The organism is Actinomyces urinae (genome assembly GCF_900119695.1).
Classification (GTDB): Bacteria; Actinomycetota; Actinomycetes; order Actinomycetales; family Actinomycetaceae; genus Gleimia; species Gleimia urinae.
Genome location: NZ_LT632547.1, coordinates 338548 through 361892, shown reverse-complemented (window position 1 = coordinate 361892; position 23345 = coordinate 338548). Strand labels below are relative to the sequence as shown.

21 protein-coding genes are annotated in these 23345 nt (G+C 55.5%); 11 read left to right on the top strand and 10 right to left on the bottom strand.

Features of this window, described 5'->3' with window-relative positions; genetic code table 11:
* Positions 1–16: 16 nt before the first annotated feature.
* The 5 genes from glgA to BQ7114_RS02925 all read left to right on the top strand — a co-directional run bounded on the left by glgA (position 17) and on the right by BQ7114_RS02925 (position 4207).
* The gene (gene glgA / locus BQ7114_RS02945) at positions 17–1243 is read left to right on the top strand and encodes a glycogen synthase (RefSeq protein WP_072344694.1); all 1227 of its coding nucleotides are present in this window, start codon (positions 17–19) and stop codon (positions 1241–1243) included.
* A gap of 90 nt (positions 1244–1333) precedes the next feature.
* On the top strand, positions 1334–2134 hold the full coding sequence (locus BQ7114_RS02940) for an ABC transporter ATP-binding protein (protein WP_072341737.1): 801 nt from the start codon (positions 1334–1336) through the stop codon (positions 2132–2134).
* A 17-nt stretch (positions 2135–2151) separates the two neighbouring features.
* The gene (locus BQ7114_RS02935; protein WP_072341733.1) at positions 2152–2577 is read left to right on the top strand and encodes an NfeD family protein; all 426 of its coding nucleotides are present in this window, start codon (positions 2152–2154) and stop codon (positions 2575–2577) included.
* Positions 2578–2592: 15 nt separating this feature from the next.
* Positions 2593–3459, top strand: a complete 867-nt coding sequence (locus BQ7114_RS02930; protein ID WP_072341731.1) for an SPFH domain-containing protein — start codon at positions 2593–2595, stop codon at positions 3457–3459.
* Positions 3460–3493: 34 nt separating this feature from the next.
* Complete coding sequence (locus BQ7114_RS02925) at positions 3494–4207, top strand: histidine phosphatase family protein (protein ID WP_072341729.1); 714 nt, start codon at positions 3494–3496, stop codon at positions 4205–4207.
* A 61-nt stretch (positions 4208–4268) separates the two neighbouring features.
* Here BQ7114_RS02925 and BQ7114_RS02920 read toward each other — a convergent pair whose 3' ends face one another.
* The 5 genes from BQ7114_RS02920 to BQ7114_RS02900 form a co-directional block, all read right to left on the bottom strand.
* The gene (locus tag BQ7114_RS02920; RefSeq protein ID WP_072341726.1) at positions 4269–5042 is read right to left on the bottom strand and encodes an amino acid ABC transporter ATP-binding protein; all 774 of its coding nucleotides are present in this window, start codon (positions 5040–5042) and stop codon (positions 4269–4271) included.
* Complete coding sequence (locus BQ7114_RS02915; protein ID WP_072341723.1) at positions 5039–5974, bottom strand: amino acid ABC transporter permease; 936 nt, start codon at positions 5972–5974, stop codon at positions 5039–5041. Before BQ7114_RS02915 ends, BQ7114_RS02920 begins: the two co-directional genes overlap by 4 nt.
* A gap of 3 nt (positions 5975–5977) precedes the next feature.
* Positions 5978–6904, bottom strand: a complete 927-nt coding sequence (locus BQ7114_RS02910) for an ABC transporter substrate-binding protein (protein WP_407638946.1) — start codon at positions 6902–6904, stop codon at positions 5978–5980.
* A gap of 173 nt (positions 6905–7077) precedes the next feature.
* On the bottom strand, positions 7078–7806 hold the full coding sequence (locus BQ7114_RS02905) for a DUF4191 domain-containing protein (protein WP_072341720.1): 729 nt from the start codon (positions 7804–7806) through the stop codon (positions 7078–7080).
* Positions 7807–7818: 12 nt separating this feature from the next.
* The gene (locus BQ7114_RS02900; protein ID WP_072341717.1) at positions 7819–9027 is read right to left on the bottom strand and encodes an MFS transporter; all 1209 of its coding nucleotides are present in this window, start codon (positions 9025–9027) and stop codon (positions 7819–7821) included.
* A gap of 188 nt (positions 9028–9215) precedes the next feature.
* Between BQ7114_RS02900 and BQ7114_RS02895 the strand changes: the two genes are divergently transcribed.
* A complete protein-coding gene (locus BQ7114_RS02895) occupies positions 9216–10529 on the top strand; it encodes a protein kinase family protein (protein ID WP_143236781.1) in 1314 nt (437 codons plus the stop codon).
* A 112-nt stretch (positions 10530–10641) separates the two neighbouring features.
* Here BQ7114_RS02895 and sucB read toward each other — a convergent pair whose 3' ends face one another.
* The 3 genes from sucB to BQ7114_RS02880 form a co-directional block, all read right to left on the bottom strand.
* The gene (gene sucB, locus BQ7114_RS02890) at positions 10642–12414 is read right to left on the bottom strand and encodes a 2-oxoglutarate dehydrogenase, E2 component, dihydrolipoamide succinyltransferase (protein ID WP_072341711.1); all 1773 of its coding nucleotides are present in this window, start codon (positions 12412–12414) and stop codon (positions 10642–10644) included.
* A 27-nt stretch (positions 12415–12441) separates the two neighbouring features.
* Positions 12442–13815 carry a dihydrolipoyl dehydrogenase gene (lpdA, locus tag BQ7114_RS02885; protein WP_195906701.1) on the bottom strand — a complete coding sequence of 458 codons (1374 nt, stop codon included), beginning with the start codon at positions 13813–13815 and terminating at the stop codon, positions 12442–12444.
* Between the two features lie 223 nt (positions 13816–14038).
* The gene (locus BQ7114_RS02880; RefSeq protein WP_072341709.1) at positions 14039–15502 is read right to left on the bottom strand and encodes a leucyl aminopeptidase; all 1464 of its coding nucleotides are present in this window, start codon (positions 15500–15502) and stop codon (positions 14039–14041) included.
* Positions 15503–15582: 80 nt separating this feature from the next.
* On the opposite strand from BQ7114_RS02880, the gene BQ7114_RS02875 reads away from it, so the two are divergent.
* Positions 15583–16059, top strand: coding sequence for a hypothetical protein (locus BQ7114_RS02875; protein WP_072344683.1), 477 nt, complete (start codon positions 15583–15585; stop codon positions 16057–16059).
* A 54-nt stretch (positions 16060–16113) separates the two neighbouring features.
* On the opposite strand, the gene BQ7114_RS02870 is transcribed toward BQ7114_RS02875, so the two are convergent.
* Together BQ7114_RS02870 and BQ7114_RS02865 are read right to left on the bottom strand one after the other, a co-directional pair.
* Positions 16114–16572 carry a tRNA (cytidine(34)-2'-O)-methyltransferase gene (locus BQ7114_RS02870; RefSeq protein WP_072344680.1) on the bottom strand — a complete coding sequence of 153 codons (459 nt, stop codon included), beginning with the start codon at positions 16570–16572 and terminating at the stop codon, positions 16114–16116.
* 47 nt (positions 16573–16619) lie between these two features.
* Positions 16620–17150, bottom strand: a complete 531-nt coding sequence (locus BQ7114_RS02865) for a YbhB/YbcL family Raf kinase inhibitor-like protein (RefSeq protein WP_072341706.1) — start codon at positions 17148–17150, stop codon at positions 16620–16622.
* Positions 17151–17350: 200 nt separating this feature from the next.
* Between BQ7114_RS02865 and BQ7114_RS02860 the strand changes: the two genes are divergently transcribed.
* From BQ7114_RS02860 to BQ7114_RS02845, 4 genes are read left to right on the top strand one after another with little or no spacing between them, the layout of a single operon-like run.
* Positions 17351–17857 carry a hypothetical protein gene (locus tag BQ7114_RS02860; RefSeq protein ID WP_072341703.1) on the top strand — a complete coding sequence of 169 codons (507 nt, stop codon included), beginning with the start codon at positions 17351–17353 and terminating at the stop codon, positions 17855–17857.
* Positions 17854–19518, top strand: a complete 1665-nt coding sequence (locus BQ7114_RS02855) for a Y-family DNA polymerase (RefSeq protein WP_072341700.1) — start codon at positions 17854–17856, stop codon at positions 19516–19518. Before BQ7114_RS02860 ends, BQ7114_RS02855 begins: the two co-directional genes overlap by 4 nt.
* A gap of 30 nt (positions 19519–19548) precedes the next feature.
* The gene (locus BQ7114_RS02850) at positions 19549–20181 is read left to right on the top strand and encodes a thymidine kinase (RefSeq protein WP_072341697.1); all 633 of its coding nucleotides are present in this window, start codon (positions 19549–19551) and stop codon (positions 20179–20181) included.
* Between the two features lie 47 nt (positions 20182–20228).
* Positions 20229–23336, top strand: coding sequence for an error-prone DNA polymerase (locus BQ7114_RS02845; RefSeq protein ID WP_072341694.1), 3108 nt, complete (start codon positions 20229–20231; stop codon positions 23334–23336).
* Positions 23337–23345: the final 9 nt, after the last annotated feature.

The window sequence follows — 23345 nt, the reverse complement described above, 5'->3', positions numbered from 1 at the left end:
CTAAGGGATGGTTAATATGCGCGTTGATTTGCTTACCCGCGAGTATCCGCCAAATATCTACGGTGGTGCTGGTGTTCACGTGAATGAGCTAGCCCGGGTGTTAAGACCGATGGTGGATTTGCGTGTCCACACCTTTGACGGTCCGCGCACTCCCGGTGAGCCTGGTGGTGAGGACGGCGTTACCGGCTACAGCTACCTTCCCGAGTTAGAAGGCGCGAACAGCGCTCTTCGAACGTTTGGCGTGGACCTTCAAATGGCCAGCGGCGTGGAGGGTACTGATGTGGTGCATTCGCATACGTGGTATGCCAATCTTGGCGGTCACCTCGGTAAACTCTTGCACGAAGTCCCGCACGTGATCTCAGCGCACTCGCTCGAGCCGCTCCGTCCGTGGAAGGCAGAGCAACTTGGCGGCGGATACAACCTGTCATCCTGGGCAGAAAAGACCGCGTACGAAGCTGCGGATGGCATCATTGCGGTTTCAAACGGTATGCGAGCAGATATTTTGAGGTCTTACCCGAACATTGACCCCGATCGCGTGCACGTAATTCACAACGGCATTGATTTAGACGAGTGGGCAAAACCGAAGACGGATGAAGAAAAGGAGGCGGCTCGCCAGACGCTTGAGCGCCTGGGCATTGATCCGTCAATTCCTACCGTGGTATTCGTGGGCCGTATTACGAGGCAGAAGGGTCTTCCGCACCTGCTTCGTGCACTACGCGACATTCCTAAGGATGCACAGATTGTGCTCTGCGCTGGAGCGCCTGACACTCCGGAAATCATGAATGAGGTCACCGGTCTGGTAGATGAACTACGGGCGGAGCGCGATCGAGTTTTCTTCATTACGGATATGCTCCCGCGCGCTGAACTTGTAGCGATTCTCGATGCAGCAACAGTTTTTGTGACTCCCTCGATTTATGAGCCGCTTGGCATTGTGAACCTGGAGGCCATGGCTGTGAACCTCCCCGTGGTGGGTACCGCTACCGGAGGTATTCCAGACGTGATTGTTGATGGTGAAACGGGATATCTCGTGCCGATAGAGCAAAAGCAGGACGGTACGGGAACCCCGCTTAATCCGAAGCAATTCCACGCTGATCTGGCTGAGCGGCTAACCAAGCTACTGGAAAACCCGGAGCTGGCCGCAAACATGGGGCAGGCCGGTAGGCGCCGCGCAGAGGAACAGTTTGCTTGGACAACCATCGGTGAACGCACCGTTGAGTTGTACAAGAAGATTTTGCGAGGTTAGTTTCTAAGCCCTTTTGCCCGGACTGAACGCTCTATCAGTCCGGGCAATCTCATACCGCGCTCGGAACCGTTGCAAGGTAAGATTCATTACATGGAACACGTTGTAGATTTGCAGAATGTCGAAGTGCGTCGCGATAACAATCCGATTTTGAAGGATGTTTCGTGGACGGTGAATGCCGGTGAAAACTGGGTGATTCTGGGCCCTAACGGCGCTGGCAAAACGACGCTTGTGAATCTACTTACCGGTCGAGTATTCCCTTCCATTTCGCCAGATTCGCAGCATACTGCGAAGGTCCTTGACTACCGGCTCGGCCGCGTGGATCTGAAGGATCTTCGCACGATCGTGGGGATGGCGAGCTCGGGGGAAGAACACCTTGTGGATAGCAGGCTCGCCGTAATGGATCTGTTGCTCTCCGCGCTTTACGGCAAGATTTTCCGCGGTAGAGAAGAGTATGAGGAACAGGACCTGAGCCGTGCTTCGGATTTACTTCACATCATGGGAGTGGGCTATCTGGCAGAGAGGCGATTCAGCACTCTTTCCGAGGGGGAACGCCAACGCGTATTGATTTGCCGCGCGTTAATGGCAGATCCGGAGGTTCTTATTCTCGATGAGCCAACGGCGGGCCTAGATCTTGGTGCCCGTGAGTTGCTGGTGATGGCGTTGGAGGAGATCGGCAAAGATAAGAACGGCCCCGCCATGATCTTGGTAACCCATCACGTTGAAGAGATTCCGCGGTGCTTCACGCACGCAGCGCTCATGAACGCGGGTTCGATTGTTGCGGCTGGTCCGCTTGAAGAGGTCTTGGTTGATGACGCCCTGTCGTCGGCGTTCGGATTGCCGCTAAAGGTATCTTCGACCGATGGTCGGTGGAGCGCCAGGGCGGATTACTAGATAGTTAAGGATTGTAAATGACCCTTGCTTGGTGGCTTGTTATCGCGCTTGGTCTTGGCGTGGTCGAGGTTCTAACTGTCGATTTTATTTTCATAAATTTGGCTTTTGCGGCAGTTGCTGCGGGCCTGATTTCCTATGCCGGTTTCGGTCTGGTGGGGCAGCTGGTTGCATTTAGTGTGGTGGCCGTCATGCTTCTTTTGTTGGTGCGCCCATGGGCCAAGTCATTCCTGGCGCGCCACACTCCAAATATTCAAACCAATGTTCGCGCTCTGGTGGGGCAAACCGCGACAGTGCTGGAGCCTGTTGATCGCCACGATGGCAGAATCCGCCTGGACGGTGAAGTCTGGTCAGCGCGCACGAGTGGCGGGGAAATCCCCGTAGGTACAAGCGTCATCGTCACGCAAATCGATGGCGCTACTGCCGTTGTAGATTTGAAATCCTGATTTTAGGAGGCACCCATGCCTTATGTAGCTATAGTTTTGCTACTGCTGGTTGTCGTGATTGTCGTGCGAGCAATCCGCATTGTCCCGCAGTCGCGTGCACTTGTAGTTGAGCGCCTCGGACGTTTCCACACGGAGATGTACGCGGGCCTACATCTGATTGTTCCGTTCATCGATCGCATTGCTTCACAGGTTGATTTGCGCGAGCAGGTAACTTCGTTTCCACCCCAGCCCGTGATCACTGCGGATAACGTTGTTGTTTCAATCGACTCGGTCATCTACTACCAGGTAACGGATCCGCGCAGTGCAACGTATGAGATAGCGAACTATATTTCCGCCATCGAACAGCTCACGGTTACAACGCTTCGTAACGTGATTGGTTCGCTGGACCTCGAACAGACGCTAACTTCCCGCGATGACATTAACTCGCGTCTGCGTGGTGTTCTGGACGAAGCTACCGGTAAGTGGGGCATTCGAGTTAATCGCGTTGAGCTGAAGGCGATTGACCCGCCGCCCTCGATCCAGCAGGCAATGGAGCAGCAGCTTCGCGCGGAGCGTGATAAGCGTGCCGCTATTTTGACTGCGGAGGGTGTACGCCAGTCGCAGATTTTGAAAGCCGAGGGAGAAAAGGAGTCGGAGATCCTTCGTGCGCAGGGTTTCGCGCAGGCTCGCGTGCTTGAAGCTGAGGGTGAGGCCCGTGCTATCCAGCAGGTGTTTGAAGCTATTCACCGTGGTGATGCTGATCCGAAGCTACTTGCGTACAAGTATTTGGAGATGCTTCCAGAGCTTTCGAAGGGCGAGGGCTCGAAGGTGTGGGTTGTACCTACCGAGCTGACAGCGGCGCTGAGTGCGATCTCTACCGGTTTCACGGGTAAAGAAAGCTAGTTCTTAAGAAGAGAGTTATCTTTTAGGAGGATAATTGCGTCTCGTTTTGGTCCGTCATGGCCAGACTCCTTCCAATATTTCGCATGCTCTAGATACCGCGATGCCCGGTGCTGATCTTGACGAGGTGGGCGCGGCGCAAGCTGAGGAGCTGGCGGATAATTTTGAGCAACTCGTGGGTTCAAAACCGTCGGTGATTTACGTTTCGCCGCTGAACCGGACTTTGCAAACCGCGGCTCCGCTTGCAAAAAAGTACGGGCTGACCCCGCTGGTGCGTGAGGGGATCCGAGAGGTGATTGCAGGCGACATCGAGATGTCCACCAAGGGTGAAGATATTCGCACCTACTTGAGTGCGGTGCTCGCGTGGATCGATGGAGACCTTGATTGGCAGATGCCCGGCGGTGAGGACGGTTGGCAGACGCAGGCGCGTTTTGGTTCGGTAATCACCGAGGCACTGAGCGTTGCACAAGAGGAGCTCGGATCCGAGGCGACGGTGGTTTTGGTAGCTCACGGCGCGATTATTCGCGTGATCTCTGCGACGCTGTCGGGGGACTACAACCGCGAGCTCGTGGCCCGCTATCCCATGGAAAACGCTGCAACCACCGTGTTGGAGTGGAAGGGCAAGGGCCAAAACTGGATGCAGGATAGATCCTCGTGGCAGGCAGTGACCTGGTCCGATAGACCGTTGGATTCCTATGAGTTGACCGGCGGCCCGGTGGTTCCAAAGGAATCAGGGCTCCGATCCAACTAAACAACACAACCCGGTGGCGCGTAAAAAAGCCACCGGGTTGTGTTGTATCAGATCGAGGATCTTAGAGGACTTTGCCAAAGAACTCTTGCGCCCTGGGGTGCTGCGGGTTTTCGATGATGGTGCGAGCATCGCCTTCTTCAACGATCTTGCCGTCATCCATGAACACGAGGTGGTCTGCTACCTCTTTGGCGAAGCCAATTTCGTGGGTGACAACCACCATCGTCATGCCGTCTTTTGCGAGGTCTTTCATAACTTCCAAAACTTCGCCCACAAGTTCTGGGTCTAGGGCGGAAGTGGGCTCATCGAACAGCATGAGTTCAGGTTTCATCGCGAGAGCCCGAGCAATGGCTACTCGTTGCTGTTGCCCTCCGGAGAGCTCGGCAGGGTAGTGGTCCGTGCGATCGGCGAGGCCAACGCGCGCAAGTAGCTCCAGAGCTTCAGCTTTCGCCTGCTCTTTCGACACGCGCTGAACCTGCACGGGGCCTTCGATGACGTTTTCGAGGGCAGTCATGTGCGGGAACAGGTTGAAGCGTTGGAACACCATGCCAATGCGTGAACGTTGCGCGGTCACCTGCTTCTCGCGTAGCTCGTGGAGTTCGATTTTGCCGCGACGCTCCACCTCGCGCATGCCCATGAGCTCACCTTCAAGGTAGACGCGACCAGCGGAGATCTTCTCCAGCCCGTTGATGCAGCGAAGAAGAGTTGATTTGCCGGACCCCGAGGGGCCGAGAAGCACACACACTTCGCCCTTGGCCACGTTCATGTCGACGCCTTTAAGCACGTGGAGGTCGCCAAAAAACTTGTGTACGTCTTTGATCTCAATCATTGCTGTCATGGTGTCACGTCCATAAATGGGTTGTTCTGCGTGGTTTTTGCACTGCCAATGAGATCTTGCTTGGTTGGCTTCCCTTTTGTGTTCTTGCTAGCTTGCTCGTCGAAGCCTCTGCCGAAGTAACGCTCCAGATACATCTGTCCGATCATGAGGACGGAGGTGATGAACAGGTACCAAATGGCGGCCGCTACGAGCAGTGGAACCGGGGCGAATAGCTGAATGCCCTTGTCGCGCGCAGCCCAGGTGAGTTCGAGCGTGAACGGGATAGCCGCCACCAAAGAGGTGGTTTTCAGCATGGAGATAGTTTCATTGCCAATTGGCGGAATGATTACCCGCATGGTTTGCGGCAAGATGATGCGGCGCAGGATTTGGCCGCGTTTCATGCCGAGTGCAGTGGCTGCCTCCCACTGTCCCTTGTCCACAGCGTTAAGGCCAGAGCGGATGATTTCTGCCAGGTAGGCACCCTCGTTCAGAGAGAGGCCTACGATGGCCATCCAAAACGCGGTGAATACGGTGGCGGTTTCAAATGAGACAAACTCCGGGCCAAAAGGAATACCTAGTGATAGGCGCGGGTAGAGCGTGGGAAGCAGTGACCAGAAGATCAGCTGCGTGTAGATTGGGGTGCCGCGGAAGAACCAGATGTAGAACCACGCGACGTAACGCAGGATGGGGTTTGGTGATTGGCGCATGATTGCCATGGTGATCGCCAGGATGGTGCCAACCGTCATGGAGATGATGGTGAGGATCAGCGTGTAGAACACGCCCGTCATGATCGTGTTAGAAAAGAGCCATTGTCCAACAACGGGCCACTGGAAGTTGGGGTTTGTTACCAGGGAGTTGATCGCCATTGCGGCGAGGACGGCTACTACTGCTGCGGATAGCCAGCGCCCCGGCCGGGGTACCGGCCGGGGGTGGATTAGGTTTACGTTCTCCATGGATTACTTACCCGGGTTTACCTCGGCCTTAGAAAGCGCCGCGTCGCCCGCTCCGTAGAGGTTCAAGATGTCCTCAAGAATGCCATTGTCCATGAGATATTGCAGTGCCTTCTGCACGGCTTCGGTAAGAGCGGCGTCGTCCTTGTTGATGACAATGCCTTGCGGCTCAGACTCGATTACTTCGCCTATCTGCTCAAGCTGGCCGTTCGTCGATTCGATTGCCCAACCGGTGACCGTTGAGTCTGACAGCACCGCATCGTATTGACCGCCCACCAGCTTCGTCACATTATCGGTGTTGAGGTCGTGAGGCATGATCTTGATAGCGGCTTCGCCCTTCGCCTCGCACTCGGCGGACAGGTCGGTTATGAGGGTTTGCTGGTAGGTGCCGGTTTGAAGGCCGATGGTCTTGCCACACGGGTTGCTTGGATCAAATCCAGACGGATTGCCGGTCTTCACGGCGTAGGAGGATCCCACTTCAACGAAAGAGACCATATTGACCTGCTCCATGCGCTCGGGCGTGATGGTGAAGGACGAGGCCCCAATATCGAACTTGGTGCCCAGCGCGGGGATGATGGTTGCGAACTCAGCGTGGGTAGTGGTTCCTTCCGATAGCCCCATTACTTTGGCTAGTGCCTTGACGAGTTCAATATCGTAACCGATGGGAGTTTGGCCGTCGGTGTCGCGAAACTCGGCGGGCGCGTAGTCGGTTGAAGCGCCATTGCGGAGCTCGCCACGAGCCTTGATTTCCTCGGGCACTAGGGCGGCAATATCAGCCTGGGTTTCAATCGAGTCGATGTCGTAGAACTTGGCAACCGAATCAGAAGGCGCGGTCGCTTCTTCACTGGGCTGGTCTGGGTCAGAGCAGGCTGCCAGGGAAAGAGTAGCAAGTGTGGCTACTGCAACCATGCTGAGCATCTTTTGTGTCTTCACGGCGAAACTCCTAAAGGTGAAACTATCAACGTGTATAAGTATCGCCATTGATGAATGATTATGCAAACTGGTGAATGTTTATTGAGATGTGACTTGTAATACGTATCGGGAATGAAATCTGCCGCCGAGAACCTCGACGGCAGATAAGAAATATTCAGTTATAGGAAAATTGACTACTTTCCGCGCAGTGCACGTCGAGACATTTTTACCTTAGTAGGATCTACACCGTGGGGCACGCCGCCTTGCTTGGCGATAGACGAGACGGCTTGGATGCGGTTAGCGACCTCGGGAACTTCCTTGCGGTGTAGCGATTTGGGGAGCTTGCGCAGTTCTGCCTCAAGCTTCTCGAGCTTCACCTGGTTATCGCCCTCGCCTACGTGAATTACATGCACCGGAACGTTGGTTACAACCCTTTGAGCCAGCTTACGCTCGCGCTCGACGAGGTCGCGAACACGCCCGTTTGGCCCTTCAGTAATGAGGACAACGCCGGGCCGTCCAACCAAGCGCCAAACGATGTCTTGGTTTCGGTTGGCAGCGATTGGCTCTTGCGTAACTATCCAACCTCTGCGAATCTGTGAGAGCACCGCATAAACGGAGCCAACAGTACCGGAGACCTGCCGGTACATCGCCTTCTTCACTAGTGCTGCAAGGATAATCATTGGTATGAAGGCGACGAGCGTAGCGGCAAAGAAGATGAGAATATAAATATTCATCTTCGTCCAGATGCCTAAGGCTACGAATAGGCCAATCACGCCAACGGTGGCGCCGAGTATGAGCCATCCAACCCACGGGAACGTGCGTTTGGTGATCTTGTAAGCGTCGTAGATGTTGTGATACCACCGGCGCTTTTTCGGTTTACTCTCCGCAACAGGTGCGCGGGATTCGTTTTCTCTTTTTGCCATGATGGCCCCAGTTTACCCTCTTTTGGACAGCTGACGAATGTTTAGGATAAAGCCTACCAACGCAACCAGCATCCCCGCTCCAGCCGAAGCTAAGAATGTCGGTTTGTCATGGAAGTTTTGCGCGATGATGCCACCTAGACTAGACCCGATAGAAACGCCAATTACTACTGATGATTGCATTGAAGTCATCGCTATTGCTATGCCCCCTCGGGGAGCAAGTGATTCCGCCAAGGTGAACGCGGTAACCATCGACGGGCCGATAAAGAAGCCTGCAAGGGTTAGCAGAAATGCCGTCGATATTAAGCCGCCCGCGAGCGCCACCAGACTCATTGATGCCGCAATGCCCAGGCCACCTATGAGCAGGCGAGTGGGCAAGTTGATGCGTTCAGGGATAGCAACGGTCAATATGGCCATAACGGCTGAGCCAACGCCCATTGCTGCATATACGAGGCCGGCGATCCCTTGGTGCCCCAGCAGTTCGGACCTCACTGTGGTTGCGGCTTGAGTGGTGCCAAACAGCATTCCAATACCGGTCATGGCAATGATGGCGGGAGTTACGGCTAGGATCACTCTGCCAACGCCGGGACCTTGCTTGGCTGCGGTATGGGTGGATGGCTTGGTTTTTGGAGCGAGGAGAGCGAATGCGATGCCGGCGGTTGCAACCAGAAGGAATGCGAGGAATAGCGGTGCAGACTCGAACGCGGCTGTAGCGGCAATGCCAACGAGGGCGGGGCCAAGTACGAATACGAGCTCATCCGCCATGGATTCATACGATAGGGCGGCACTGAGTTCTTGTGGCGTGTTGGTCTGGTGGATCCACCGAGATCGCGTGAACGATCCTATGGGAAGAGAGGTGAATCCTACTGCTACGCAGGCAAGAAACAGGGGAAGCCCAGCGGTAGCGGTCTGCACCGCAAGAAATAGGAGTAGTAGCGCTACGGCGTTAATCGGAGTGAGCAATCGTAGCGGCAAAAACTGGCCTCTGCGGTCAGCCCATTTACCGATCAGAGGCCCCGCAATTGCGGTTGCGATTGAGGTGGTTGCGGTGGCAGCGCCGCCTTGTGCAACGGATCCAGTGCTGGCCGTGACTGCGGTCATGACACCCAGAGGAAGCATGGCGTAGGGGGCTCTGGCCGCAAAAGCGATTACGAGTGTTTTCCAGCCCGTTAGCTGGGGGAGTACCCGGTAATGTCCGAGCGCTCTAAAAGGGGATGAATGCATTTTTCTAGATTTCGAAGTTGCTTACCCACCCGGGTTTTTACTCATCCAACCGGCCAAAGTGGCGCTCACTAAAACAGTGGGGTCCCCATTGAGTAAAAAGCAGATGGGCGTCACGCTTTCGCGTGAGCTTTCCAAGTTTACCGCAAGTAATCCACAGGTGCCTCCCGGTGCGTGATGGGATTGACTTAATGTGGTTGAGTTATCTCATGAGCATCATGGGCTATGAAATCATTCAGCCGTTTACCGTGTCATCCTCGGGCACAATATGGCAAGCAATTACAAAAACTGGTGAAGCTTGCCTGATTCGTTTTGTTTCAAGGGATGAGGCAGACTCTCTTGCTGAGCGTCTGGAGACCCTCTCGCGCCTGGATAGTCCATTCGTTGCGCGATTGATTGACGTTGTCCCCGACGGGGCGCGCGTTGGGCTCGTCACCTCGCTGGTGGAGGGCATGCCACTCAATCAGTGGATGCAATTGCCTGGAGCGAGTACAAAGAATCGAGTGCGCGCATTGCTTCGTGACGTTGCCTCAGGATTGAAGGATTTGCACGAGGCGGGATTTGCTCACGGTGATGTTTCGAGTGCAAACGTGGTTGTTGGAACTGCAGGGGCTGTGCTGGTGGACCACCTGCTGGGTACTGGTTTCACGCCTGGGTTTGGTGCGCCGGAGAAGCTGGGTGGTCAGCAGGGTACAAACCCGTTGGCGGCCGATGTGTGGGCGTGGGGAGCTTTAGCTCGCGAATTGGGATTTTCTGGCTCGGTTGTGGAGCGGGCGTTGGATGCAAATCCAGCGACTCGAGCCTCGATAAAACAAGTCTTAGAATCGGCGGACCTTAAGGGATACTACGGAGGCGCAGCGCTTGCCGTGGAGTCTGATGCCTCAATGTTGAATGCGGGCGATCTGCTACGCAAAGAGACTTCTATGGCGCAAACGGTTCTACGGGAGCGCCCGGGAGGCCGGCACGTGCGGTCACGAAAACAGGGGCGCGCGCGAATTGCGGTTGCCTCAACGCTTGTGATTGTGGGTATGGCCACGCTTGGTTTTTGGTGGCTCCGGCCGGTGGCGCCAGTGCCCGTAACCTCATCGGTTGAGGAAGCGCATACCTCTGCGATTCAGTGCCCTTCATCTGGCGAGGCACAGTCGGTCGTCTCGGATCTAACTACAAAACGAAATAGGGCGATAGCGACATCGGATAGAGCATTGCTGGAGATCGTGGTCGATACAGGCAGCAAGGTTTTTGAAAAAGATGTTGAGCTGATTGAGAGTGTCGAGCAGTCGGGAATAGAGATTCGAAACCTAGAAACTGCGGTAACAGATGTGCAGGTCGTGGAATGCTCCCCGTTACAAGTGCTCGCAACCTTTACCCAAAACGAACATGAGCGGTGTCAGGAAGATGCCTGCGAGGTGGTTGAGGCGCAGCCGGCTAGTCGGTTGAAGCTGACCTTTACCGGCCCTCCTTGGCGTGTAAGTGATGTTACCTCTGTGGATCCTGAACAGCTCTAGGTGGCGCAGGGGGAATCTCCTCGAAGGTGTTTCGTCGCTACCAACTCAAACTGGTGCTGGCAAAAAATGGGGCAGCCCGATGATAACCGGACTGCCCCATAGTTAGTTAAAGTTAGAGACCGAGCTCGGCCTCAAACTCTGCTTCTTCCAGGCGGTTCTTGATCGCGGTGAGGAAGCGGCCCGCGTCAGCGCCATCAATGAGGCGGTGATCGTAGGTGAGGGCAAGGTAGACCATGGAGCGAATACCAATGGTTTCGTTGCCATCCGCATCCTTGATGACCATCGGACGCTTGACGATGCGGCCAACGCCAAGAATGCCAACCTGCGGCGCGTTAAGCACCGGCGTGTCGAACAGTGCGCCAATCGCGCCGGTGTTCGTGATGGTGAACGTTGCACCAGAGAGCTCTTCCGGCTTGATCTGGCCGTCACGCGAGCGAGCGGCGAGGTCGTTGATCGCGCGTGCAATGCCCGAGAGCGTCAAGTCGCCAGCATCCTTGATAACTGGAACCATGAGGCCGCGCTCGGTGTCAACCGCCATTCCAATGTGCTCGTAGTTGAAGTACTCAACTTCCTTGCCCTTAATCTCGGCGTTGACCTTCGGGTACATCTTGAGTGCTTCCGTGGTCGCCTTGATGAAGAACGGGAGGAATGACAGCGAGGTGCCTTCGCGAGACTCGAACGAAGCCTTCGCGCGCTTACGTAGCGCTGCGATGCGGGTCACGTCAACCTCTACGACGGTGGTTAGCTGTGCCGATCCCTGCAGCGAGCTCATCATGCGATCAGCAATAACTTGACGCATGCGAGTCATCTTCTGCGTAGTGCCGCGTAGCGTAGTGTCTTCGACAACCTTGCTCTTCGCAGCCCCAGGTGCAGTGGCCGCTGGGGCAGTGGTGGCGCCGGCGCGCTTCTCGGACTCTTCCTTGGCAGCATAGACATCTTCCTTGCGGATACGGCCGCCAATGCCTTGGCCGGTTACATCAGCTAGATCGACACCGAGGTCTTTTGCAAGCTTACGCACAATCGGAGTGACGTACTTACCGGACGCGGAAATGTCAGCACGAGCAGGCTGAGCCGGCTCGGGCTTCTTCTCGGCGGCAGGTTCTGCCGGAGCAGGTTTTGGCTTGGGTTCAGGGGCCGGTTCTGGCTTGGGCTCTGGGGCCGGTGCCGGAGCAGGTTTTGGCTTGGGCTCAGGTGCCGGTTCTGGTTTGGGCTCTGGGGCCGGTGCCGGAGCAGGTTCAGCCTTGGGCTCGGGCTTGCTTCCTGCATCTGCCGCAACCGGGGAGCCGGTGGAGATGACCGCAACTACGGTATCCACGTCCACCGTTTCATCCTCGTCTACCTTGATCTCGGCGAGGAAACCAGAGACGGGGGAGGGAACCTCGGAATCGACCTTGTCGGTGGAGACTTCCAGCAGAGGCTCGTCGGCCTCAATCTTGTCGCCAACTGCCTTTAGCCACGCAGAAACGGTGCCTTCGGTTACCGATTCGCCAAGGGCAGGCATCTTAACCTCGATAAGTTCGCCATCTGGCGACGGGGCAGGGGACTCCTCGTCAGCCGGTGCGGCGGGTGCCGGCTCAGCTGCGGGGGCCTCTTCAGTCGGCGCTTCTTCCACTGGAGCAGGCTCTTGTGCGGGAGCTTCTGCTTCACCCTCGTCGCCGATTAGGGCGATGACGGAGCCAACCTCAACGGTTTCGTCCTCTTCGACCAAAATCTTGACGATCTTGCCCGCGTAGGGGGAAGGAACTTCAGAGTCAACCTTGTCGGTAGAAACTTCGACGATGGGCTCGTCTACCTCGACGGCGTCACCCACCTGCTTAAGCCATTCGGTTACAGTGCCTTCGGTGACGGACTCACCGAGAGCTGGCATCTTAATCTCTTGTGCCACTTTACGTATCTCCTTAAGTAGTGGGCCTTAGGCTGAGTGCAACGGCTTGCCAGCGAGGGCTAGAGCCGCCTCTCCAATGGACTCGTTCTGAGTTGGGTGCGCATGGATAATGCTGGCCACGTCCTCAGCGTACGCCTCCCAGTTTACAAGCAACTGGCCTTCGCCAATCTGCTCGCCAACTCGCGCGCCAATTGCATGGAAGCCAACGATGGGGCCGTCTTTGAGGGCCACGAGCTTTACTAGGCCAGCGGTGTTCAGAATCTGGGACTTACCGTTGCCAGCAAGGTTGAACTCTTGCGTGGCAATCTTGTCGCCTCCGTACTGCTCTTTAGCCTGCTTCTCGGTGAGGCCAACGGAGGCGATTTCAGGCTCGCAGAAAGTTACACGAGGAATGCCTGATTCAACGATTGGTTCGGGGTTCAAACCAGCGATCTCTTCGGCGACGAACATGCCCTGCAGGAAGCCGCGGTGTGCCAGCTGCAGGCCGGGGACGATGTCACCAACCGCGTAAATACCCTCAACGTTGGTGCGCAGACGCTCATCTGTGAGTACGAAGCCGCGCTCCATGTTGACGCCCTGCTCCTCGTATCCGAGGTTTGCGGTGGCCGGGCCACGTCCGATTGCCACTAGCAGAATGTCGCCGTCGTAGGTGTTACCGTCGTTCGTCTTGACGTGAACGCCGGACTCATCTTGAGTGACAGATTCGAACATGGTCTTGGTCTTGAAATCAATGCCACGCTTGCGGAACTGGCGCTCAAGGTTCTTTGAGATGGCCTCATCTTCAGCAGGAACGAGGCGGTCGAGCCCCTCAATGATGGTTACTTCAGCGCCGAAGGATGCCCATACAGAAGCGAACTCAACGCCAATGACACCGCCGCCAAGCACGATTGCCTTAGACGGAACCCAGGTCATCTGCAAGGCCTGCTCAGAGGTAATCACGTTACCTTCGATTTCGAGGCCAGGAATGGTCTTAGAGTAGGAGCCGGAGGCAAGAACAATGTTCTTGCCGCGGTATTCCTTGCCGTCTACGGTGACGGTGTTCTTCCCCGTGAGCCTGCCCCAGCCCTGCACGTAGTCGACCTTGCGCATCTTAATGAGGCCCTGCAGACCCTTGTGGAGCTGGTTGATGGTTTGGTCACGGTATTCCGCGACGCGGTTCATGTCGATTCCGTCGAAGTTAGAATTCACGCCAAAGTAAGCGGATTCCTTGACCGTGTCGGCAACCTCTGCTGCGTGCAGGTATGCCTTTGTCGGAATGCAACCGCGGTGCAGGCAGGTGCCGCCAAGCTTGTCGCCTTCGATTAGGGCTACTTTTAGCCCAAGCTGGCTGGCGCGCAGGGCGGCTGCGTAGCCGCCGGAGCCGGCTCCGAGGATGACCAAATCGTACATTTCTTCACTCACGTGATTCTCCCCTTATGCGAGTTTTGACCTAGGGTCATTACTTACCGCTCATTCTCGCACTGATCGTCTACGATTACCTCTTTTGTGATCAAATTTTCAACCCCTGTTTTGTGCCTTATGTAACAAGAAGGGAGCGGGGTATAGACACGTAAAAACCTCGCCCAATCGCGATTAAAAAGAAGTTAATCTCGATTGGACGAGGTGGGATTCTAGAGCTGTTTCTTTAGGCGAGTGACTCAGCCCAGTTGACCAGAGTCAGCATGCTCATTCCAGTTGCGCCCTTGTTGTTGGCGCCCCAGGGACTGCCATCGTTATAGGAGGGGCCGGCAATGTCGATGTGCGCCCACGGCTTGTCGGCTACGAACTCTTGTAGGAACACGCCTGCAACCATCATGCCGCCCGCTCTCGTCCCCGAGTTCGCAATGTCAGCTACGTCAGACTTCAGCGAGTCGAGCAGGTAAGACGGAAGCGGGGCGCTCCACATGGCTTCGCCCATCTTGGCCGCGCTGGATACGATCGAATCTCGAACATTGGCGCTGCCCATGACGCCGGCGGTGCGTTCACCCAGGCCAACGATCTGCGCGCCGGTTAGGGTAGCGATGTCAACGATCGCGTCGGTGTCCGTCTCAGCTGCGAGTGCGAGGGCATCGCCCATCACCAGGCGGCCTTCGGCGTCGGTGTTGAGCACTTCAACGGTCTTTCCTCCGCGCATGGTGATGACATCGGAGGGGCGCTGTGCACGGCCTCCGGGCATGTTTTCTGCGAGGGCGAGGTAGGTGTCGATCTTAACGTTTAGGCCCAGTACCGCCGCAGCAACGGTGGTCGCGAGTACGGTTGCCGCGCCAGTCATGTCAGACTTCATGGCTTCCATGCCCTTGGCTGGTTTAATGGAAATACCGCCGGAGTCGAACGTGATGCCCTTGCCAATCAAAGAGATCTTCTTGCTCGCGTTCTTGGGCGCGTAGCTGAGCTTGACCAGTCGGGAACCACGATCAGAGCCCAAGCCAACCGCGAGGATACCGCCACAGCCTTCTTCGGCAAGCTTATTCTCATCCCAAATCTCAACCTCGATGGGCAGGTCTGCAACAGCGTCTTGCACGTAGGTAGAAAACTTTGCGGGATAGAGGTCATTAGGGGCGCGGTTGACTAGATCCATGATCATCATCATGGAGGAAGCCAGAACTTTAATGCGCTTTGCCACCGTGTGGGTGTCAATTCCCTCGGGTGCGAGAATTGTGAGCTGCTCGAGTCCGCTTGCCTTTTCGGCACCGTACTTTTGAGTGGTGTAGCTGCCTAGTAGCGCACCGATGCCCGCTTGGATGACGTCGTCCTCATTTTCGTATTTTCCGGCTAGAACCACGTTTTTTGCGTTTTCACCACGGGTGCCGATGGCGGCGAGGTGGCGGTGAATGCCGGTGCCTTCAAGCTCTATGCCATTGGAGAAGTCGGAGTTGCGCCGTGAGTGAAGCTCGTCTGCCTTAGCGCCTACCAGGGCGATCTTGCGTGCCTTGATTTCAGTGCCTGGGAGTATGGTCTTTGCGCCGGTAGAAGTCTTTGCGTCAACGGCCTTGGCCGCCTCATTAAGTCCGGGAACCTCAATGCTGGCCCCATCTTCAAGGTAGTAGGCAACCAGGAGGTCAGCTTCAACGTCTGCTGCGTTATTGATAATGAATTCGATATTTGTCATGCCTCTATCGTATCTACAAGGTAAATCGACGCAAGAACTTGGTTTTCGCTAAAATAGCACCGAAAGTCGAGGTGTTTTGGATGCGTAATAGTGTACGGGCGGCAGAAACTGAGCCGCGGCCAGCAACGGATAACCGGGGCGCTTCCTACGGGGGCGGACGGGTTGTTATGGCCGTGTTTTGGGTATTCGCAATCTACTTCACGTACACGTCTTTCGTTGATTTCGTTAACTTTTCAAATCAACCAATCGGCCCGCGCGTGCTGTCCCTTATTGCGGCACTCGGCTATGTTTTGATCGCTGCAGCGATCACTCATAACGGCAGACGTATGCGCATCATCGGTTGGACTGCCTTGCTAGTTGAGCTTGCTGGAGTTCTATCCACCGGCATCATTGGTCTTGGCGTTGCTGATATTGGTGCTATTCGAAACACATGGGCGAACTTTGGTGCCGGCTATTACTACGCGCCACTAATCCTTCCCGTGATAGGACTGGTGTGGATTTGGTTCACGAATCCGCGCAGAATTGTGGAGATCGCGGAGCTTTTTGATCGCAAGTAGAGGGCTCTGGTCCAGCGAGGGATAGGAATCTTATCCGCGTGCAGGAGTGCTGGGTTAGATTCCCCCGGGGAAGTCGAGCTGGCGCCAAGCTTCATAGAGTCCGATAGCAGCTGAGTTTGCAAGGTTTAGCGACCTTGTTCCCGGCGTCATCTGAATGCGCAGGCGTTCAGTTACGCGCGGGTGGGCCATGATCTCTTCTGGCAGGCCCGTTGGTTCGGGACCAAACAGCAGTCCGTCCCCATCGCGGTATTGGATGTCGTTGTAGTGGGTGGTGGCATGCCCGGTGAAAGCGTAGATAGAGCCGGGTATTTGATCCAAGGCTTCATCAATAGTTTCGTGGACGCGAACGTGAGCTAGGTCGTGGTAGTCGAGGCCAGCGCGCTTAAGCTTCGTGTCGTCCATGTCGAACAGTGGGTCAACTAGGTGAAGCATGGATCCGGTGCACGCAGACAGACGGATTGCGGCGCCAGAGTTTCCCGGGATTCTGGGTTCAAAAAATATTACGTGGAGCACGCCCTTCATTTTAGGTGCGTGCTCCACGATAGAGAAACTAAGGAAACTTACTGCTTGAAGGTCAAAGTCAATGATGCCTTTGCAAGTGCGTGGAATAGGGCGTTAAACGACGCCGTGGTGATAGAGGCGTCGTCATCCAGTCCTAACGAGGGGGTGTCGAGTGCGTATACGGTGAATACGTATCGGTGCTCGCGGTCACCTTTGGGCGGGTTAGCTCCGTAATAGCTAGCTTGCCCCGCGTCGTTTAGCAGATGGAAGGCCGGCCCCTCCAGATGTAGATCGGATTCTCCCGCGCCTTCATCTAGCTCGGTAATCTCAGCGGGAATATCAACAATTCCCCAATGCCAATATCCGGCCGGAGTAGGCGCGTCGGGGTCAAAACAATAGACGAAAAAAGACTGGGTTTGGGCAGGAAATCCGCTCCAGGAAAGATGGGGTGATACGGACCCTCCCGGGGCGGTTTGGGCCGCGGGCATAACCTGCATGTCGTTCGCAGCGTTGGACGTTAGCGTGAAAGTCGGAAGTTTTGGCAGGGCCTCGTCTGGATGGGGTGCTATTGGACGTGATTCAAGGTCCATTTGGAGTTCCTGTCTGTTGTCGTGAAGGTCACTTTCAATTTATCGCGACGGTTGTCTTTGCGCGATAAATGCGGGCTTTTGCGGCGATTTTGAAGCTTGCTAAAGCCAAAAATGAAGTATCTCCACTTTTCTTGTCCCACCCCTGCAATACACTATCGAACAGATGTTCGAAAACTCTTGGGGGAGGAAGCGAGCAAACGGTGGAGGTTAAAACACTTGAGCGGGAGCGGCGTTTAGAAAAGGCGCGATTGAGTCTTATTCGAGCGGAAACGGCGATGGGCGTTTCGCCCGCGCCTTTGCGCGCGGGCAATGTGTGGCATGTTCGTGGTGGAAACGAGGCGTTATTTGAGGCGGTAATAAGCCTTCGCAAGGACGATCAGTGGGTAGGCGTTGTTGGTGTTAAAAACGTTGGTTGGTGCGCGGCTTTAGAGAAGGGGATCCCACTCGAAAAGGTCATTTTTGTTCCTCGGGTGAAAGAGCAGTCTCTTAAAGTCTTGGCGGCTTTGATAGATGGAGTTGATCTGGTGGTTGCAGGACCGCTTCCGTTGTCAGCCCAAAATCAAAGAGCTCTAGCGGGGCGTGCTAGATCAAGAAGGTCGTCTGTTCTGACTACCGTGCCCTGGCTTTCGATTTCTAAACCCTGGTACGTGCAGTCGCGAAATAGTGAGGCCGATGGCTCTCTCGGTTTGGTCAGGAGGGCAGTGTGACTCGTTTAGCTGTGGTGTTCTTCCCAGATTGGGAGACGAGTGCGCTGGTAATTGACTGCCCTCCGGGGGCGCCGGCTGCTTTGGTGTCTGCTACGGGGAGAATAACTCACGTGACTCGCGAAGCTCGTGCGATGGGCGTAGCGGTGGGGATGCGAAGAGCCCTTGCAGAGCACCTGTGTGACGAGCTTTTAGTTATGCCAGGCGATCCGGGGCGTTCGTTGCGGGCATTCAATGTCGCGCTTGATGCTTTGGGAGAGGTATCGGCAACCGTATGCATGGTGAAGCCTGGAATAGCCTGGATCCCCGCTTCTGCGTCGCGCACTTTTGGTGGCGAAGAGGCGCTGTGTGAACGAGTGATTGACGTGATCGCGGAGCAGACAGGAAGTGAATGCTACGTGGGGATTGGTGAAGGGCTGTTGCAGGCCTGGGTAGGGGCCCTGCATGGCGTTGTAGATCCTGGCGAATCTCGCGTGAGCGATTTGTCGCTAAGGTATTTAAAACCACTTATGTCCCAAAAGGAAAGCGATCTGGATCAAGCGTTGGATTCTCTTGCCGCCCTGGGAGTTAGGACGGTTGGCGATTTGCGAGCCCTTGGTGCGGAGCATGTTCTAGCTCGTTTTGGTGAGGTTGGGCAGAGCTTGTACAGGTTGTTGTGGCAGGCTGGCATGCTTCGCAAAGCTGAGCGCGCGCCAGAAGAGTTTGTCGAGCAAACTGTTGTATTTCCTGCCCCGGTGACAGATTTGGGGGTGGCTTTGGGGTATTTGTTGGAGCAAGCCGCAAGTCTGGTTGAAAAGCTGGTATCAAAGCAGGTAGCTACAAATGAGGTGGATATAACCGCAACTATTCTTGGGGCTGTGGGAAGGGTTGAGAGATCTAGACGTTGGGCGATAATAGATTTTCCCGCACCGCGCGATTTGGTTGACCGAACTCGTTGGCAAGTTCAATCTTGGGTTGATGAGCTGGCTAGATCAGGAGCATCCATGGAGGGCGAGTATTCGCAAGAAAGATTTGGGGTTGAAAAAATTGTTCTGACTGCCCGCGATCTGGTTCCGATAGATCATCTTGCGAAGCAGTTGTGGTCAGACCGTAGCGAGGACGATGTTCGCGCCGGTACGGTGGCCTTCAGGCTTCAGGCGTTAGTTGGTTTGGACGGGGTGCTGCGGCCGCGAGTGAGGCCAGGATTTGATCCTCTGAGCAAAGTGGTGCAAACCGAGTGGGGTGCCGCCCCGGAAACAGCTGTGTGGGAGCAGTGGAATGTGCCTCAAAAATGGCAAAATCACGCTTCGTTCCAAGACATGTGGGTCGGGGGCTTAAAAGAAGAATCTCCCGCTACGGTGCTCGAGAGCCCTCTGTCTGTGTGCCTGTTTGATGAAGGTGGGAGGGCAGTCAGGCTGCGGTCGGATGGAACTTTGAACGCCACGCCTCGAAGCATGGTTGTTAATGTCGAGGAAGTAGCGGAATTAGATGTTGGGTTGTACGCGGCAGAGGAGGTCGTTCTCTCTGACGTGCGCGGCCCATGGCCCATCCTTGGTAGGTGGTGGGATGGGCAGGACGAGGTGTCTGCGCCTAGGGCGTGGCTCGTGGCGGCGCCCCTAGGAGCGCCGCGGGTGCTTATTAAATGGGTCTCGGGTGAGTGGATGCTCGCTGCATTGTGGTATTAGTTCAGTAGAGGAAAGAGGAAGGTGCGAGCTGTGGCTAAGCTTTACTTCAGGTACGGGGCGATGAACTCTGGCAAGTCAACCGCATTGCTACAGGCCGCCTATAACTATGAAGAGCGCGGGCAAAGAGTGGTGCTCGCTAAGCCGTCGGTTGACACCAAGGGGGATGCGCAGATCGTTTCTCGGCTGGGTGTTACGCGCGAAGTAGACATGTTGGTTGGGAAAGATGAGAACCTGCGTGACGTTTTCTTGAATGTAGCCTCAGGGGTTGACCCTAACGCTTTGATGCAGAATTTGGCGGCCAAGCCCGTGTCAGCGCTACTTGTTGATGAAGCTCAGTTTTTCACTCCAAAACAGGTTGACGATATGTTCCGTATTGCGGTGTTAGATAACGTCCCGGTGCTTGCGTACGGCATTCGAACTGATTTTCAAACCATAGCGTTCCCAGGGGCTCGGCGTTTGCTGGAGATCGCGCACTCGGTTGAAGAACTTAAAACTATTTGCCGCTGCGGTAAAAAAGCGGTTTTTAACGGCCGTAAAGTGGATGATCGATTCGTTTTTGACGGAGATCAGGTAGCGATTGATGGGGTAGCAGTTACTTACGAGTCGTTGTGTGGAAACTGCTATTTAGAAGAGTCGAAGGGGCGCCTCTCTTCCGATCATTAGGCGAGGCAGGGTGCAGGTATCGAACATTTGTTCGATATGATTGGTAGGTGGCATCCTACGCAGAACTTCACGCGCACAGCGCCTTTTCGTTCCTTCACGGAGCAAATCTGCCTGAAGTGATGGTTGAGCGTGCAGCGCAACTGGGTTTGGATGCCATTGGAATCCTTGACTATGACGGCATGTTTTCGGTAGTACAGACTAGTGTTGCCGCCAGAGAAAACAGGATCGCGAGCGTACAGGGCACAGAAATCAGGATTGCAGGCGGATATCATCTGCCAATCCTCGCTAATAATGTGCAGGGCTATCACGAGCTTTGTGACGCTCTATCGGCGTTCCAACTGTCCAAAACAGGGCGAACGGACACGGTTTTAACTCTTGATGAGCTCGCAGAGTTTTCTTCGGGAAACTGGACGATCCTTACAGGAACTGCGCGAGGTCCAATCCGTCAAGCTTTGAACGGCCGCGGCATGGATGAAGCGGTCATGCTGGCAGCTAAACTTCGTGATTTATTTGGGAATGTGGTCATAGAGTCGGCTCTTTCAACTCCGGATGAAGAAGAGCGTGAAGCTCATTATCTGGCGCGTATCGCTGAGCGCACGGGATTACAGCTGGTGGCAACAACAGGGGCGCGTGTCGCGGACGTCAGTTCTTTGAAACTCGCTCACGTGTTGCGCTCGATACGCCTTGGAGCCACGTTAGAGCAGGCGCAACCTTACCTGGAGGCTTTCCCCCCGGTTCTTCGTTCAGCTAGCGACATGCTGCGAATACACAGGTACTATCCGCAGGCGGTAGAGAATGCGGCCGAGCTAGCGCAAGAGCTTGCTTTTGATCTGCGGCTAGTTGCTCCGCATTTGCCGCGCGCAAACATTCGCGATGGGTTTGATGATGACAGCTGGTTGCGTCACTTAACGTATGAAGGTGCGAGCGAAAGATACGGCAGTAGGGCGCGCAACCCGCAGGCGTGGCAGAAGATTGATTCCGAACTGTTGTTGATCGCAAAACTGGGGTTTTCAGGCTATTTCTTGATAGTTAAAGAGATCGTGGATTTTTGTAGAGCTGAAAATATTTTGTGCCAAGGTCGCGGTTCGGCAGCTAATTCAGCTGTCTGTTTTGCGCTCGGCATTTCGGCTGTGGACGCGGTTAAGCACAAGATGTTGTTTGAGCGATTCTTATCGGAGGGGCGTAGCGGGCCTCCCGATATTGATATCGATATTGAGGCGGTCAGGCGCGAGGTGGTGATCCAACATATTTATGAGCGCTACGGGCGTCGGTATGCAGCCCAGGTGGCAAATGTGATCTCTTATAAGCCTCGTTCAGCGCTGCGAGATGCGGCAAAAGCGTTCGGGTATCCGGGTGAGGTGGCAACTGTTTGGGCGAAGAATTTAGAGGGGGTCAAGCCGGACCCAAAGGTGGTAGGTATTGCTAAGCAGATGTCAAAGCTGCCTCGTCACATGGGTATTCATCCTGGAGGGATGGTGCTTACTCGCGAGCCGGTTTCAAGAATCTGCCCCGTGGCGTGGGCCAGTAAAGAGGGACGAACCGTGCTCCAGTGGGATAAGGATGACTGCGGGGAAGCTGGACTTGTGAAGTTTGATCTGCTCGGTCTGGGAATGCTCACGGCGCTGAGAAAAATGTTTGATGCGCTTCGCGATGCAGGACACGTGGGAACTGACGGGAAACCTTTCAATTTGTACAACCTGCCGAGCGAGGACCCGTTGGTGTATGACCTGTTGTGCAACGCGGATACGGTTGGCGTGTTCCAGGTTGAGTCTCGCGCTCAAATGGGTACGCTCCCGCGAATGCAACCGCGCTGTTTTTACGACATCGTGATTGAGGTGTCTTTGGTTCGCCCGGGGCCAATCCAGGGTCAGGCAGTGAATCCGTATCTACGGCGCAGGCGGGGTCTCGAGCCTGTTACTTATTGGCACCCGCTTCTTAGGCCAGCTTTGGAAAAGACGCTGGGGGTCCCTATTTTTCAAGAGCAGCTCATGCAGATAGCGATAGACGCGGCAGGGTTCAAGCCTTACGAGGCCGATCAGTTGCGCAAAGCGATGGGGGCTAAGCGTAGCGCTGAGATGATGGCGCGCCTGCGTCCGGCCCTGTACGAGGGGTTTGCAAAGAATGGGATTACGGGGGAGGTTGCAGATCAGATTTTTGGTTCGTTCCAAGGTTTCGCAGAGTTTGGTTTTCCCGAATCTCACTCGTTTTCGTTTGCTTATATTGTGTACGCGTCGGCGTGGATGAAGGTGCATTTCCCAGAGGAGTTTTACGCTGCGATAATCTCGTCGCAACCGATGGGCTTTTATTCGGTTTCTTCGCTGGTGGAAGATGCGCGCAGGCATGGCGTGTTGGTGGAGCGCGCAGATGTTAACTATTCGCTACTAGATACAGGTGTAGAGAAGTTCGAGGGCGCAAATGCGGCCCGGAGGATCCCTCCGGTTACTCCGCAAGCGGGCAAACGTGTTCGTCTGGGCCTTGCAACTATTAGTGGCATGTCTGATGCGAGCATTGATCGGATTGTTAGTGCCCGCGAGCAGGGTGAGTTCGCGTCGGTGGAGGATTTGGCGAGACGGGCGATGCTCAGTTCGAAGGAAGTGGAGAGGCTGGCTAAGGCTGGCGCGCTTGGGAGGATTGCGGATTCGCGCAGGCAGGCCATGTGGGTGGCTCCGTTTGTGGGGCAGGAAGCTTACCAACCTACATTGCCGCTGGAGTGGGGGAGCGTGCCGGATTTGAAGCCGTTAACACCGGCGGAGGCAGTGGTTGCGGACTACCAGGCTAGTGGCGTTAGCGTGGATCGTCATCCGATGGAGTTGGTTCGCCAGAATCTGGAGTCTGCTGGCGTGTTGTCGTGCGGAGAAATCGCGGGCGTGGAGGCAGGGCGGCGCATTCGCATTGGGGGATTGGTGACGCATCGGCAGCGTCCCCACACGGCTAGGGGGACGATTTTCTTGTCGTTGGAGGACGAGACGGGTTATGCGAATGTGGTTTGCGCGCCGGGGCTTTGGAAGAGATTTCGCAAAGTTGGTTTGACTGAGGCGGCGCTGGTGGTGCGCGGTGTTGTTGAGCGCGCGCCGGGCGGCGCGTCTGCTTTGGTGGCGGACAAGCTTGAGGCGCTACCTGTTCCGGTGGCGGGCAGGTCCCGCGATTTCAGGTAGCGCCTCGGG